Annotated in this window: 13 protein-coding genes; 4 read left to right on the top strand and 9 right to left on the bottom strand. The window is 60.7% G+C overall.

The window, feature by feature from the left end:
- Positions 1 to 29: 29 nt before the first annotated feature.
- The 3 genes from PSH80_RS06770 to cysK all read right to left on the bottom strand — a co-directional run bounded on the left by PSH80_RS06770 (position 30) and on the right by cysK (position 3,698).
- The gene (locus PSH80_RS06770; protein ID WP_057958820.1) at positions 30 to 890 is read right to left on the bottom strand and encodes a DMT family transporter; all 861 of its coding nucleotides are present in this window, start codon (positions 888 to 890) and stop codon (positions 30 to 32) included.
- A gap of 689 nt (positions 891 to 1,579) precedes the next feature.
- Complete coding sequence (locus tag PSH80_RS06765) at positions 1,580 to 2,518, bottom strand: aspartyl/asparaginyl beta-hydroxylase domain-containing protein (protein ID WP_057441260.1); 939 nt, start codon at positions 2,516 to 2,518, stop codon at positions 1,580 to 1,582.
- A gap of 205 nt (positions 2,519 to 2,723) precedes the next feature.
- On the bottom strand, positions 2,724 to 3,698 hold the full coding sequence (gene cysK / locus PSH80_RS06760; protein ID WP_057958819.1) for a cysteine synthase A: 975 nt from the start codon (positions 3,696 to 3,698) through the stop codon (positions 2,724 to 2,726).
- A gap of 125 nt (positions 3,699 to 3,823) precedes the next feature.
- Between cysK and PSH80_RS06755 the strand changes: the two genes are divergently transcribed.
- From PSH80_RS06755 to PSH80_RS06745, 3 genes are all read left to right on the top strand, one after another.
- On the top strand, positions 3,824 to 4,900 hold the full coding sequence (locus tag PSH80_RS06755; RefSeq protein ID WP_057958818.1) for a DUF748 domain-containing protein: 1,077 nt from the start codon (positions 3,824 to 3,826) through the stop codon (positions 4,898 to 4,900).
- 117 nt (positions 4,901 to 5,017) lie between these two features.
- Positions 5,018 to 5,863, top strand: a complete 846-nt coding sequence (locus tag PSH80_RS06750; protein WP_029292347.1) for a MoxR family ATPase — start codon at positions 5,018 to 5,020, stop codon at positions 5,861 to 5,863.
- 11 nt (positions 5,864 to 5,874) lie between these two features.
- The gene (locus PSH80_RS06745; RefSeq protein ID WP_057441266.1) at positions 5,875 to 7,053 is read left to right on the top strand and encodes a VWA domain-containing protein; all 1,179 of its coding nucleotides are present in this window, start codon (positions 5,875 to 5,877) and stop codon (positions 7,051 to 7,053) included.
- A gap of 116 nt (positions 7,054 to 7,169) precedes the next feature.
- On the opposite strand, the gene PSH80_RS06740 is transcribed toward PSH80_RS06745, so the two are convergent.
- From PSH80_RS06740 to PSH80_RS06730, 3 genes are read right to left on the bottom strand one after another with little or no spacing between them, the layout of a single operon-like run.
- On the bottom strand, positions 7,170 to 8,084 hold the full coding sequence (locus PSH80_RS06740) for a biotin-dependent carboxyltransferase family protein (protein WP_305419621.1): 915 nt from the start codon (positions 8,082 to 8,084) through the stop codon (positions 7,170 to 7,172).
- Positions 8,081 to 8,785: a 5-oxoprolinase subunit PxpB gene (gene pxpB, locus PSH80_RS06735; protein ID WP_170045512.1), complete on the bottom strand. Its 705-nt coding sequence runs from the start codon at positions 8,783 to 8,785 to the stop codon at positions 8,081 to 8,083. Before pxpB ends, PSH80_RS06740 begins: the two co-directional genes overlap by 4 nt.
- On the bottom strand, positions 8,782 to 9,525 hold the full coding sequence (locus PSH80_RS06730) for a 5-oxoprolinase subunit PxpA (RefSeq protein WP_057958815.1): 744 nt from the start codon (positions 9,523 to 9,525) through the stop codon (positions 8,782 to 8,784). Before PSH80_RS06730 ends, pxpB begins: the two co-directional genes overlap by 4 nt.
- Positions 9,526 to 9,703: 178 nt before the next feature.
- On the opposite strand from PSH80_RS06730, the gene PSH80_RS06725 reads away from it, so the two are divergent.
- A complete protein-coding gene (locus PSH80_RS06725; RefSeq protein ID WP_057958814.1) occupies positions 9,704 to 10,630 on the top strand; it encodes a LysR family transcriptional regulator in 927 nt (308 codons plus the stop codon).
- A gap of 541 nt (positions 10,631 to 11,171) precedes the next feature.
- Here PSH80_RS06725 and PSH80_RS06720 read toward each other — a convergent pair.
- The 3 genes from PSH80_RS06720 to PSH80_RS06710 are packed head-to-tail and all read right to left on the bottom strand — an operon-like array spanning position 11,172 to position 13,003.
- On the bottom strand, positions 11,172 to 11,714 hold the full coding sequence (locus PSH80_RS06720; RefSeq protein WP_305419617.1) for a DUF2937 family protein: 543 nt from the start codon (positions 11,712 to 11,714) through the stop codon (positions 11,172 to 11,174).
- An 11-nt stretch (positions 11,715 to 11,725) separates the two neighbouring features.
- Positions 11,726 to 12,502 (bottom strand): class II glutamine amidotransferase, encoded by a 777-nt coding sequence (locus tag PSH80_RS06715; protein WP_057441274.1) that lies wholly within the window; start codon positions 12,500 to 12,502, stop codon positions 11,726 to 11,728.
- Between the two features lie 30 nt (positions 12,503 to 12,532).
- Positions 12,533 to 13,003, bottom strand: coding sequence for an MFS transporter (locus PSH80_RS06710; RefSeq protein ID WP_305420546.1), 471 nt, complete (start codon positions 13,001 to 13,003; stop codon positions 12,533 to 12,535).
- Positions 13,004 to 13,030 lie beyond the last annotated feature (27 nt).

The raw sequence follows: 13,030 nt of genomic DNA, 5'->3' as shown, positions 1-13,030 counted from the left end.
AGCCGGCTTTCGGCTCCTACACAGGGGTATCACGCTTTACGGAAGACGAATACCAACCCAATGATGATCAAACCCATCCCCAGCACGCTCAGCACTGCCAGCCGATTGCCGAAGATCAGGTAGTCCATCACCGCAGTGACTGCCGGCACCAGGTAGAACAGGCTGGTGACATTCACCAGGTTACCCCGTGCAATCAGGCGGTATAGCAGCAGCGTCGCCAACACAGACACCACCAGCCCCATCCACAGCACCGGCAGGTAGAAGCCGCTGTTGTGCTCGAAAGCAAAGGGCTGGAACGGCACGAACACTGCGCACAGCAACAAGCCCGCCAGGTACTGCACCGGCAAGGTGCCCAATGGGTTATCGGTGATGCGCTTCTGCATGATCGAGCCCAGGGTCATGCTCGCCAGCGCCAGCAAACCAAACAGCATGCCGGCCAGGGACATGCCGGCCAGACCGATGCCCTGGTACACCACCATGATCAGGCCCGCCAGGCCCAACGCCAGGCCGAACATCCGGCGCCATGAACGCTGGCGCTCCATCAGCACCACGGTGAGGATCGGTTGCACACCCATGATGGTCGCCATCACGCCGGGGGTGACCTTCAGGTCCAGGGCCAGCAGATAAAAAATCTGATAGGCCCCCAGTAGCACCAGCCCGGTGGCCGCCGCATACCACAGCGGTTTGCCCGCGCGCGGCAACTGCAGCTTGAGGATCGGCACCAGCAGCACCAGGCCCGCCAGGGCAATGGCAAAGCGAATCAACAGGAAGGCAAAGGGTGACGCATGGGCCAGGCCCAACTTGGAGAAAATCGCCCCGCTGCTCCACAGCAGGACAAACAGGCTCGTCGAGGCCGCCGCGGCCACGGATTGTTTCGAAATAACAGACATAAGAACACCTGTAGTCAGGCAAAAAGCCAACTCAGCCAAGGCTGAAATTCAGTAGGTTCGGTACAGGCGGGCAACGGGGAACAGCAGTTTGCTGATCAGCCCGAAACGCCAACGCCCGGCGGTGATACGACTGCGTACACCGGCGTGCTACTGACAGGTGGGGGGTAATGACTGATCTGCACAGGCTGCTGATTCCCGCACGGCACGACCGCAGCGTTGACCGCTGAATCGACTACCGCTATGCGTGGGGATGCAGGCATGGGCTGATCTTTTTTGAAGGGATGAAAGGTGCTGCGAAACACCTGGCGCCGACTATAACCAGCCGGCGACACGCTTTGCAATGGCTTTGCCAAAAGGCCAGTAAGGACACGTTGAGAAACCACCTCTAGCCTTGGGAAAAACCAACGCACTCCACTTAAGGAGACTTTCGACTCATGACCGCCAATGCCAAAAACACGCGGCGCCTTGCGATACCAGCTCTACCGATCCAAAGCCTTACGCCTTGCTACTGCATCGACGCATCTCCCCTCTATCAAAACCTGGGCTTTGACTTCGATTCACGGGGCAGGCTTGTGATAGCGGTAGAGAACCAATAGCTTCGAAAACATGTTCAATTAATGATCAATTGTGGAGGCTGCATGGGAGAACGTATAAAAAAACCGCTCATACGAGCGGTTTTTTTGAACCCATCAGCCAAATAACCAATACACCAACGCCACAACCACCACCGCCGCCAACACCGGCCGCATGATGCGATAGGCTTTGGGATGCTTGCGCTTCCACTGCTTGACCACCCCACTGAAGCGATCGCTGAAGCTCTTGCTCCAGGCGTAGGCCTGGTTGATCCCGCCCACACGCTCGTCATCCAGGTTCTGTGGCGCGGTTGCACGGCCTAGCTGGGCACTGACCCAACGGTTGATGCGGGTCATCAGCCGGTTGCTCAGTGGTCGCTCGATATCACAGAACAGAATCACCCGGGTCTTCTCGGTTTCGTTCTTTACCCAGTGCACGTAGGTTTCGTCGAACATCACGTCTTCGCCATCACGCCAGGCGTAGATCTGGCCATCGACGAAAATGCGGCAGTCGTCGGAATTGGGTGTCGACAACCCCAAGTGATAGCGCAGGGAGCCGGCGAACGGATCGCGATGGGGGTTGAGGTGGCTGCCACCGGGCAACAGCGCAAACATGGCGCCCTTGACGTTGGGGATGCTGCTGACCAGGGCCACGGTTTTCGGGCACAGCAGCTCGGCCGACGGCAGCGGTTTGTCGTACCACTTGAGGTAGAAGCGCTTCCAGCCTTTCTTGAAGAACGAGCCAAAACCGGCATCGTTGTTCTTCTCGGCGGCGCGGATATAGCCTTCGTCGAACAGGTGCATGGCCTCGTCGCGAATCACTTCCCAGTTGTCCTTGAGCACATCCAGCTCGGGGAACTTGCTGCGGTCCAGGTAGGGCTTGGACGGCACCGCCGAAAAGATGTACATCAAAGCGTTGTACGGGGCGAACAACGCCGAATGGTTGACGAACTGGCGCAGCACCGGCAAACGTGCCTTGCCGCGCAAATGCACGTACAGCGTACTGCCGATAAACAGCAACAGCACCGACAGCTTGGCGGCCAAAGAAAAGGTCATGCAGCAACTCCTGGAAATAGCCTCCCGGCAGCGGGAAACCAGACATAGCAGCCGGCCATGATAAACACTCCGGGCCGGAGGAAAAACCCGCGTTATCCAACAATCCGTTTTAAGGGGCCCGCGGCGAGCAATCAATTATGCATATGAGGCATAAAACCGGGCTGATATGGATCAACCCGATTTCGGTACACCGACACCTGCAACGTCAGGCCTGGTTTTCCTGATCGGTGAACAGATCGCTGAACAGCATGCTCGACAGGTAGCGCTCACCGGAGTCCGGCAGGATCACCACGATGGTCTTGCCCTGCATTTCCGGTTTTTCGGCCAGACGCACCGCCACCGCCATGGCCGCGCCACAGGAAATCCCGCACAGGATGCCTTCCTCCTGCATCAACCGCAGGGCCATGGCCTTGGATTCATCGTCACTGACCAGCTCCACCCGGTCCACCATCGACAGATCAAGGTTCTTCGGCACAAAACCCGCGCCAATCCCCTGGATCTTGTGGGGGCTGGGCTTGATCTCTTCGCCAGCCAACGCCTGGGTAATCACCGGCGAGCTGATGGGCTCCACCGCCACCGAGAGGATCGGCTTGCCTGCAGTGTTCTTGATGTAGCGCGATACACCCGTGAGGGTCCCGCCCGTGCCAACGCCTGCCACCAGCACATCCACCGCGCCATCGGTGTCGTTCCAGATTTCCGGGCCGGTGGTTTTTTCGTGGATGGCCGGGTTGGCCGGGTTGTCGAACTGGGCCGGCATGAAATAGGTCGCCGGGTCGCTGGCAAGGATTTCACTGGCTTTCTCGATGGCGCCTTTCATGCCCTTGGCCGGCTCGGTCAGCACCAGTTCGGCCCCCAGGGCCTTGAGCACCTTGCGCCGTTCGATACTCATGGACGCGGGCATGGTCAGCAACAATTTGTAGCCACGGGCCGCGGCGACAAAGGCCAGGCCAATCCCGGTGTTGCCTGAGGTCGGCTCGACGATGGTCATGCCCGGCTTGAGTTTGCCGCTGCTTTCCGCGTCCCAGATCATGTTCGCGCCGATCCGGCACTTCACCGAATACCCAGGGTTACGCCCTTCGATCTTGGCCAGGATGGTCACGCCACGGGGCGCGATACGGTTGATCTGAACCAGGGGCGTGTTACCGATGGAGTGCGCGTTGTCTGCAAAAATGCGGCTCATGGCGGGGTCCTTTAGGCGGTTTTCAGGAAGGCAACAAGGGTATGCCTCGTACTCCAAGGCGTCCAGTCGAGGAACGTTGCCGCTGCCTGTGTAGTCAATCGCCTATACACAGGGAGGAATAACCTATGAAGCGTCGCTACAGTTGGCCGATATGGACGGTCGCCGGGCTGGTGGTCGTGCTGGTGGCACTGGATATCGCCCTGCCCTACCTGGTGCGCAACTACCTCAATGAAAAACTCGCCGACATGGGCGACTACCGTGGCCAGGTGACCGATGTCGACCTGGCCCTGTGGCGCGGCGCGTACCGGATCAATGGCCTGCAGATCGTCAAGGTCGATGGCAAGGTGCCCGTGCCGTTCGTCAAGGCGCCAGTGATCGACTTGTCGGTCAGTTGGCATTCCTTATGGTACGACCACGCGGTGGTGGCCGAAGTGCAATTCGTCAAGCCGGAACTCAACTTCGTCGACGGCGGCGCCAACAAACAGGCGTCCCAGACCGGTCGCGGCACCGATTGGCGCGCCCAACTGGGCAAGCTGCTGCCCATTACCCTCAACGAAGTGCGGATCGACGACGGCAAGATCGCCTTCCACAACTTCAGCTCCAAGCCGCCGGTCAATATGGGCGCCACCCAGGTCAATGCCAGCTTCTACAACCTGACCAACGTGGTGGACGTCGAAGGCAAGCGCGATGCGCGCTTTGACGGCAAGGCCCTGTTACTGGGGCATGCGCCGCTGGAAGCCAGCGCGACCTTCGACCCGCTGAGCAATTTTGAAGACTTCGAGTTCCGCTTGCGCGCCCGTGATATCCAGCTCAAGCGCATGAACGACTTCGCCTCGGCCTACGGCAAGTTCGACTTCAATGCCGGCACCGGCGACGTGGTGATTGAAGCCCAGGCTGAAAAAGCCCAATTGACCGGCTATATCAAGCCGCTGCTGCGGGATGTGGAGGTGTTTGACTGGCAACAGGACGTGGAGAACCAGGACAAGGGGATTTTCCGCTCGATCTGGGAAGCCGTGGTCGGTGCCAGCGAAACCGTGCTGAAGAACCAGAGCAAAAACCAGTTCGCCACCCGGGTGGAACTCAGCGGCAGCGTTCACCAGCAAGATATCAGCGCGTTCCAGGCGTTTTTGCAGATTTTGCGCAATGGTTTCGTCCAGGCGTTCAACGCCCGCTACGAACAACCCAAACCCAGTGCGGAGTGACCCTGGCGTGACTGGTCATTCAGAGACTGAATAACCCGTCTGCGTTCACAGTCACCGGGGCTGCGCGCTATAGTCGCAGGCATGCTGACTACCGGCGTCATGTTCGAGGATTGAGAAATGAAGTTCGAAGGCACCCAGGCCTACGTTGCCACCGATGACCTGAAACTGGCTGTCAACGCTGCCATCACGCTGGAGCGTCCGCTGCTGGTCAAGGGCGAGCCGGGCACCGGCAAGACCATGCTTGCCGAACAACTGGCCGAATCGTTTGGCGCGCGGTTGATCACCTGGCACATCAAGTCCACCACCAAGGCGCACCAGGGCCTGTATGAATACGATGCGGTCAGCCGCCTGCGCGACTCGCAGCTGGGTGTGGACAAGGTCCACGACGTGCGCAACTACCTGAAGAAAGGCAAGCTGTGGGAGGCTTTCGAGTCCGAGGAGCGGGTGATCCTGCTGATCGACGAGATCGACAAGGCCGATATCGAGTTCCCCAACGACCTGCTGCAAGAACTCGACAAGATGGAATTCTACGTCTACGAAATCGACGAGACCATCAAGGCCAAGAAGCGCCCGATCATCATCATTACCTCCAACAACGAGAAAGAGCTGCCGGACGCCTTCCTGCGTCGCTGCTTCTTCCATTACATCGCCTTCCCCGACCGCACCACCCTGCAGAAAATCGTCGACGTGCATTACCCCGACATCAAGAAAGACCTGGTCAGCGAAGCGCTGGACGTGTTCTTCGACGTGCGCAAGGTCCCCGGCCTGAAGAAAAAGCCCTCCACCTCCGAGCTGGTGGACTGGCTCAAGCTGCTGATGGCCGACAACATCGGCGAGGCGGTGCTGCGCGAGCGTGATCCAACCAAGGCCATCCCGCCCCTGGCCGGCGCCCTGGTGAAAAACGAGCAAGATGTGCAACTGCTTGAGCGCCTGGCGTTCATGAGCCGTCGCGGCACTCGATAAGGGCTTTTGCCATGCTGCTCAACCTGTTCAATGAAATGCGTGCAGCCAAGGTGCCGGTCTCGGTACGTGAGCTGCTGGACCTGATCAACGCCCTGAAACAACGGGTGACCTTCGCTGACATGGACGAGTTCTATTACTTGTCCCGGGCGATCCTGGTGAAGGACGAACGCCACTTCGACAAGTTCGACCGGGCGTTCGGCGCCTACTTCAATGGCCTGGAGAAACTCGACGACCACTTGCAGGCATTGATTCCCGAAGACTGGTTGCGCAAGGAGTTCGAGCGCTCGCTGAGCGATGAAGAGCGCGCGCAGATTCAATCCCTGGGCGGCCTGGACAAGCTGATCGAAGAGTTCAAGAAACGCCTGGAGGAACAGAAGGAGCGCCACGCCGGCGGCAACAAGTGGATCGGTACTGGCGGCACCAGCCCGTTCGGTTCCGGCGGCTTCAACCCCGAGGGCATTCGCGTGGGCGATGCCGGCAAGCGCCAGGGCAAGGCGGTCAAGGTCTGGGACCAGCGCGAGTACAAGAACCTCGATGACTCGGTGGAGCTGGGCACGCGCAATATCAAGGTGGCCCTGCGCCGCCTGCGTAAGTTTGCGCGCCAGGGTGCAGCCGAAGAGCTGGATATCGACGGCACCATCGACCACACCGCACGTGACGCCGGCCTGCTGAATATCCAGATGCGCCCGGAACGGCGCAACACGGTCAAGCTGCTGTTGCTGTTCGACATCGGCGGTTCGATGGATGCCCACGTCAAGACTTGCGAAGAGCTGTTCTCGGCCTGCAAGACCGAGTTCAAGCACCTGGAGTACTTCTACTTCCACAACTTCATTTATGAATCGGTGTGGAAGAACAACATGCGCCGCACTTCCGAGCGCACCTCGACCCAGGACCTGCTGCACAAGTACGGCGCCGACTATAAAGTGATCTTTATCGGTGACGCGGCCATGGCCCCCTACGAAATCACCCAGGCCGGTGGCAGCGTGGAGCACTGGAACGAAGAGCCGGGGTATGTGTGGATGCAACGCTTCATGGAGAAGTACAAGAAGCTGATCTGGATTAATCCGTACCCGAAAGACACCTGGGGCTATACCTCGTCGACCAATATCGTGCGGGATTTGATTGAGGACCAGATGTATCCGTTGACCTTGCGCGGGCTTGAAGAGGGGATGCGGTTTCTCTCCAAGTAGGGGGTGGATTCACCGCCGCTATCGCAGGCAAGCCAGCTCCCACATTCAGCATGCATTCACATATTTTGCTTTGTGAATGCAGCCCAAATGTGGGAGCTGGCTTGCCTGCGATGCCTTTAGCGATTCGTAAATCGCTGCAAATAGCTCAGATGCTCGCGATGCGCCGTCTCCTGCATCACCGGCGCCAGCCTCACCTTCTCCCCCGGCAGACACTGGGCCAGGCGCGCCAACGCCAATGGCGTCAAAGCCCCCAATCGCGGGTAGCCGCCAATGGTCTGGCGATCATTGAGCAATACAATCGGCTGCCCATCCGGCGGTACCTGGATCGCACCCAACGGGATGCCTTCGGAGATCAGCGACGGCCCCTGATACGCCAACGGCTTGCCCAGCAGGCGCATGCCCATGCGGTCGGCGCGGCTGTCCAGGGTCCATTCGGTATTGAAGGCATCGAACAGGCTCTGGCCACTGAACTGGCCGATCTGCGCGCCGAGGATCACGTCCAGGGGCGCGGTGGATTGCAACCGCTCAACCGGCAACTCACGCAACTCACTGCCGGTACCGGAATACACCAGGGACCCACCTTCAGCCAGGGCCCGGCCAAAACCGTCCAGCCCGCCCAGGGCTTCGCGCCCGACACTGGCACAACTGCCCAGCACCTTGGGCGCGTCAAACCCGCCTGGCGCCGCCAGGTAAGCCCGTGCACCGCGGTGGGGTTGGGTGAAGCGCAAGCGCTGGCCTTTTTGCAGAATGAAACTGCGGCCTGGGCTGATGGCGCGCTCGTCGATGTACGCGCCCAGGTCCGCGCCGGCCAGCGCCAGCACGCAAAGCTCCTCGGCCTGCACGGTAAAACCGCCCAGGGTGATTTCCACCACCGGCGCATCCAGCGGATTGCCCAGCAGCCAGTTGGCCCAGGACATCGACACCCAATCCAGCGCGCCGCCCTGGGTCACGCCCAGATGCCGCACACCAAAACGCCCGGCATCCTGCAACAAGCACAGCGCGGTGCTGGCCTCGATCAACAAGCGGCTCATACCTGGGCCTCCAAGGGCGTGTCATCGCCACCCAGGTTGATAAATTCAGCACGCCCGATGGCTTCGAAACGCACACTGTCGCCCGGCTGCATCAGGCTGTAGCCGTCGCGTTCGCGGTCGAACAATTTGGCCGGGGTGCGCCCGATCAGGTTCCAGCCCCCCGGGGATTCCACCGGATAGGCTGCGGTCTGACGCTCGGCGATGCCGACGCTGCCCGCCGCCACCCGTTTGCGCGGGGTGCCCAGACGCGGCGCCGCGAGTTGCTCTTCCACCAGCCCCATAAAGGCAAAACCGGGGGCAAAACCAAGGGCGAAGACCTGGTATTGATGCTGGCTGTGGCGGCGAATCACCTCGTTGACCGCAAGCCCGCTGCGCTGGGCGAGCAAGGTCAGCTCAGGGCCGACGCTGAGGTCGTACCACACCGGCAAGACATGACACTGCCCGCTGCCCTGGGCCTGGGGCTGCAAGCCCGTGAGGGCCTGATTGATCAGTTCCCGCGCCTGTGCCGGACTCAGCGCCAGCAGGTCGTAATGCACCATCAGGGTCGTGTAGGAAGGCACCAGGTCCACCAGCGCCGCGCCAAACCCCTCGCGCAGGCGGCGCGTGGCAGCGAGCATCCAGGGCATGTTGTCTTCGGCGATCACGTCAAACAGGCGCACCATCAGGCAGTCGATGGCTACCACTTCAATCCGTGGGTTCATGCTGGCGTCAACGCCTGGCGAATACGCTGCACCGCCGCCACCGAGCTGGCGTTATCGCCATGCACGCAGAGGGTGTTGGCCTGCAGCAGCAAGGGGCTGCCGTCGCTGGCAACCAGGGTATCGCCACGGGCAATGGTCAAGGCCTGCTCGAGAATGACCTGTGCATCGTGATGCACCGCGCCCGGCAACTGCCGCGAGACCAGATGCCCGGCGTTGTCATAGGCGCGGTCGGCGAAAGCTTCGAACCACAGGGTCACGCCGTACTCATCCCCCAAGGCCTGGGCGGCACTGTTGTCACGGGTGGCCATCAGCATCAAGGGCAGGCTGGCGTCATACGCCGCCACGGCCTGGATCACTGCACGCAGTTGCGCAGGCTTGGCCATCATGTCGTTGTACATCGCACCATGGGGTTTGACGTAGCTGACCCGGCCACCCTGGGCCCGGCAAATACCATCGAGGGCACCGATCTGGTAATGCAGCAGGTCCTGGATTTCCTGGGGTGCATAGGCCATGGAGCGCCGGCCAAAACCTGCCAGGTCCTGATACGCCGGGTGCGCACCGATCTGCACGCCATGCTGCAACGCCAGGGCGACGGTCTTGCGCATGATGCTCGGGTCGCCGGCGTGGAAGCCGCAGGCGATATTGGCGCAATCAATGAATGGCATGACCTCGGCATCCAGACCCATGGTCCAGGCACCAAAACTTTCGCCGATGTCGCAGTTCAATAGCAGGCGGCTCACGGTGAAGACTCCTGTAGGCTTTATTTTTTTGTAGTGTGGGATCTTTTACCAAGATCTCGCAACGATGTTGTCCTGAGCCCCGACGACGCTTATCGTGAGACAGCCCGATTTTTGGCGCGCAGCCCCTGTTGCGTCCAACTAATAAAAACCGATCCATGCATAAGAAAAAGTTGATCCCATGAATTTGAAGTTCCTCGAAACCTTCGTCTGGGTGGCCCGACTCAAGAGCTTCCGGCTCACGGCAGAGAAGCTGTTCACCACCCAGGCCTCGATCTCCAGCCGCATTGCGGTGTTGGAAGGCGAGTTGGGGGTGAAACTGTTCCTGCGTGACTCGCGTGGCGTGAGCCTGACCCCGGATGGGGTGAAGGTGCTCGAGTATGCCGAGCAGATGATGATCACCATGCAGGGGCTCAAGCAGTCGCTGGAAACCACCAGCAGCAAGGTCGGACGCATCCGTATCGGCGTGATGGACACGGTGATCCATACCTGGCTCAGCCCCTTGGTGACCGAGTTGATGAACCATTTCCCCCTGGTGGAAATCGAGCTGGTCGCCGATACCGCGCTGAACCTCTGCGATCAGCTGCAAAAAGGCTTTCTCGACCTGATCCTGCAAACCGACCTGCTGCGCCAGGAATCGGTGCGCAGCCTGGAGCTGGCCAGCCACCCCATGGGCTGGATCGTCGCCAGCCATTCTATCTACAACCGTGATTACACCTCCCTCGCCGAACTGGCCCAGGAACGGATCATCACCTACTCGAAAAACTCCCATCCGCACCAGGATGTACTGAGCCTGATGCAAGCCCATGGCGTCGCGGCGCCGCGCATGAACTGCGTGAACTCGGTGTCGGCCATAACCCGCTTGCTGCGCGACGGCTTCGGTATCGGCGCGATGCCGCCGGTGCTGGTCAGCGAAGAGTTGGCGCGGGGTGAGTTGATATTGCTGCCCATGGCGCAGCGCTTGCCGAACCTGCAGGTGGTGGTGTCGTGGCGGGTGGGGGTGGAGTTGGTGGAGGAAATCGTCGCGCTGTGCCAAAGCGTAGCGGCGCGGTATGCCGAGGAAGTGGGTGAAGAGCGCATGGTGCTCAACCAGAAGAAACCCGATTAAACCTAGCAGGCGCGGGCTTGTGTGAGAGCTGGTTTGTGTAGGAGCTGGCTTGTGTGGGAGCTGGCTTGCCTGCGATGCGAGCACCTCGGTACATCGGTTGCACCGCGGTGACGCTATCGCAGCATAGGAATCTACACCGCTATCCTCTGGGTATGTGTACATATCCATTGCTGCGGTCACGGCCGCTTAGGGTTCCGCCCTTACGGCGGCTCACTTTGGAGAAGCGCCAAAGTAAGCAAAACGCTCTTGCCCCACCACTCGGTGCCTCGCCTAGGCTCGGCATGCCCGCAGTCAGGCATTGCTCCGTGGGCCCGCCGCGATCGGCCATCCATGGCCGTGTCGCGGCTACCCCGGCATCCATGCCGGGGTGCCCACTGCGCAATACCTGCCTGCGGCCATCGTGGTTTAACGGGGCGCCTAAGATCAAGATCAAAAGCCAAATCAAAAGCCAGATCAAAAGCCGGATCAAAAGCAGAGCCAGAGCGTGAAGCTGCATTCCTCCCGGTGGGAGCTGGCTCCAACCTTGGGATCTGTGGCGTACTCAGAGGCCTTTGAGGTCCCGCTCTTCAATCGGCCGGCTCTGGCGCAGACGCTTGCCGCCCAGCACCACCCAGTCAATCAAACGGAACAGGCACTCCAGGCCGAACGACAGCAGCATCGCCCCGCCCAAACCCCAGCCCATGGCCTCGGGGGTCAGGAGGATCTGGTAGCTGTAGCCATTCCAGGTTTCCCGGCGGATATCCGGGTCGGCGGCCACCGCCACCTGCAAGGCGCGGATGTACCACGGCCCCTGCATGGCCTGGAACTGCTTGTCCAACGCTAGCTGGCGATCGAGCAAACTGCCGAGGCTGTTGGCATCGCTGCGGAATACCGGGTCATCGCTGGCGCGGTAATGGGCGACCAGGGCCTGTAAATCGCCTTTGAAGAACTGCTGCGCAGTGCTTTCAAAACCGCGCAGGCCGGTCTGGGCCTCGATCAAATGGGCCTCGACCCGCTTGGCGTAGTCGTTGATAAACCCCGGGACTTGCACCCCGACCAACAAGCCAATGGCAAACAACACCAGGCGCAGATAGCTGAGCAACATAATCAACGTCCTTATGCAGTTGTGCCCTGGCTGACGCATTCGCCGCGCCGCCATAGGCTCCACTGGCCCGGTTCGTAACGGGTCCAGGTCTCGTTTTCGGTCAAGGGTTCGGTGGCAATCACCGTCACCACATCGTTTGGCGTGGTTTCGGCCTGAAAATCGACGATCACGTCGACATCTTTGAGGCGCGCCGGGCCAAAGGGTGCGCGGCGGGTGATCTGCGCCAGTTTGGTCGAGCAGTAGCAAAACAGCCAATCACCATCACTGAGCAGGCAGTTGAACACGCCCTTGCTGCGGTATTCGGCGCAGGCGGCGATCAGGTCCGGCAGCACCTGCTCGATATCCACGGGCTCGGGAAACGCCTCACGGATGCGGTTGAGCAGGTCGCAGAAGGCGGCTTCGCTGTCGGTATCGCCCACCGGGCGGTAGAACGTGGCCCGGGGCGTGAAGTCGGCGAGTTGGCCGTTATGGGCGAAACACCAATTGCGCCCCCACAACTCGCGGACGAACGGATGGGTGTTGGACAGGCTCACCTTGCCGACGTTGGCCTGGCGGATATGGCCAATCACCACTTCACTCTTGATCGGATAACGCTGCACCAGCAGCGCCACTTCCGACTCGCTGCTGGCCGCCGGGTCCTGGAACAGCCGCAAGCCACGGCCCTCGTAGAAGGCAATGCCCCAGCCATCGCGGTGCGGCCCGGTGCGCCCACCGCGCTGCATCAGCCCGGTGAAGCTGAACACGATGTCGGTCGGTACGTTGGCACTCATGCCCAATAATTCACACATGCCAGGACTCTCGATGCTGGGCAAACAACGTTAAAGACGCGGTTCGACCCGCATACCACTGACGGGGGCCGGCGCACGGCCATAGGGTTCGTCGTCCTCAGGCTCGGCCGCAACCGCAACCGCTGCCGCAGCCGCGGCTTTCTGCTCACGCCGGGCCTTGGCGGCACGTTCGATGGGCCAGCGGATCAGCACAAAGACCAGGTACAGGCCAAAGGCGATCATGGCGTACATCAGCAAGTCGGACACCGCCCGCCAGGCGTTATTGCCCACTTTGAGCAACAGATCCAGGGCGGTGATGGCCACGGCCGGGGCGAATTGCTCCTTGACCGGGTCGACAATGGTCGGGCTCAACAGCAGCACCGCCATCAGCAACCGCAGCGGTTCGCGCAGCCAGCGCCAGATCCAGCGGGTCAGGCGAAACCACACCAGCAGGCAGCCCAAAGCGGCGAAGGCGTAGAGGCCCCAAGCGGTCAGATAGTCGTTCTCGGTCATGGTGTCCATGGCAAGGTAGGCAAACAGGCCCGTATG

The sequence above is a fragment of the Pseudomonas sp. FP818 genome (genome assembly GCF_030687335.1).
Taxonomy (GTDB): domain Bacteria; phylum Pseudomonadota; class Gammaproteobacteria; order Pseudomonadales; family Pseudomonadaceae; genus Aquipseudomonas; species Aquipseudomonas shahriarae.
This window is presented reverse-complemented; position numbering and strand designations above follow the sequence as displayed.

What these genes read in the sequence shown, in the direction of transcription:
- PSH80_RS06770 (WP_057958820.1), bottom strand. Translation starts at nt 890, where the DNA reads ATGTCTGTTATTTCGAAACAATCCGTGGCCGCGGCGGCCTCGACGAGC.
- PSH80_RS06765 (WP_057441260.1), bottom strand. Translation starts at nt 2,518, where the DNA reads ATGACCTTTTCTTTGGCCGCCAAGCTGTCGGTGCTGTTGCTGTTTATC.
- cysK (WP_057958819.1), bottom strand. Translation starts at nt 3,698, where the DNA reads ATGAGCCGCATTTTTGCAGACAACGCGCACTCCATCGGTAACACGCCC.
- PSH80_RS06755 (WP_057958818.1), top strand. Translation starts at nt 3,824, where the DNA reads ATGAAGCGTCGCTACAGTTGGCCGATATGGACGGTCGCCGGGCTGGTG.
- PSH80_RS06750 (WP_029292347.1), top strand. Translation starts at nt 5,018, where the DNA reads ATGAAGTTCGAAGGCACCCAGGCCTACGTTGCCACCGATGACCTGAAA.
- PSH80_RS06745 (WP_057441266.1), top strand. Translation starts at nt 5,875, where the DNA reads ATGCTGCTCAACCTGTTCAATGAAATGCGTGCAGCCAAGGTGCCGGTC.
- PSH80_RS06740 (WP_305419621.1), bottom strand. Translation starts at nt 8,084, where the DNA reads ATGAGCCGCTTGTTGATCGAGGCCAGCACCGCGCTGTGCTTGTTGCAG.
- pxpB (WP_170045512.1), bottom strand. Translation starts at nt 8,785, where the DNA reads ATGAACCCACGGATTGAAGTGGTAGCCATCGACTGCCTGATGGTGCGC.
- PSH80_RS06725 (WP_057958814.1), top strand. Translation starts at nt 9,704, where the DNA reads ATGAATTTGAAGTTCCTCGAAACCTTCGTCTGGGTGGCCCGACTCAAG.
- PSH80_RS06720 (WP_305419617.1), bottom strand. Translation starts at nt 11,714, where the DNA reads ATGTTGCTCAGCTATCTGCGCCTGGTGTTGTTTGCCATTGGCTTGTTG.
- PSH80_RS06715 (WP_057441274.1), bottom strand. Translation starts at nt 12,502, where the DNA reads ATGTGTGAATTATTGGGCATGAGTGCCAACGTACCGACCGACATCGTG.
- PSH80_RS06710 (WP_305420546.1), bottom strand. Translation starts at nt 13,003, where the DNA reads ATGGACACCATGACCGAGAACGACTATCTGACCGCTTGGGGCCTCTAC.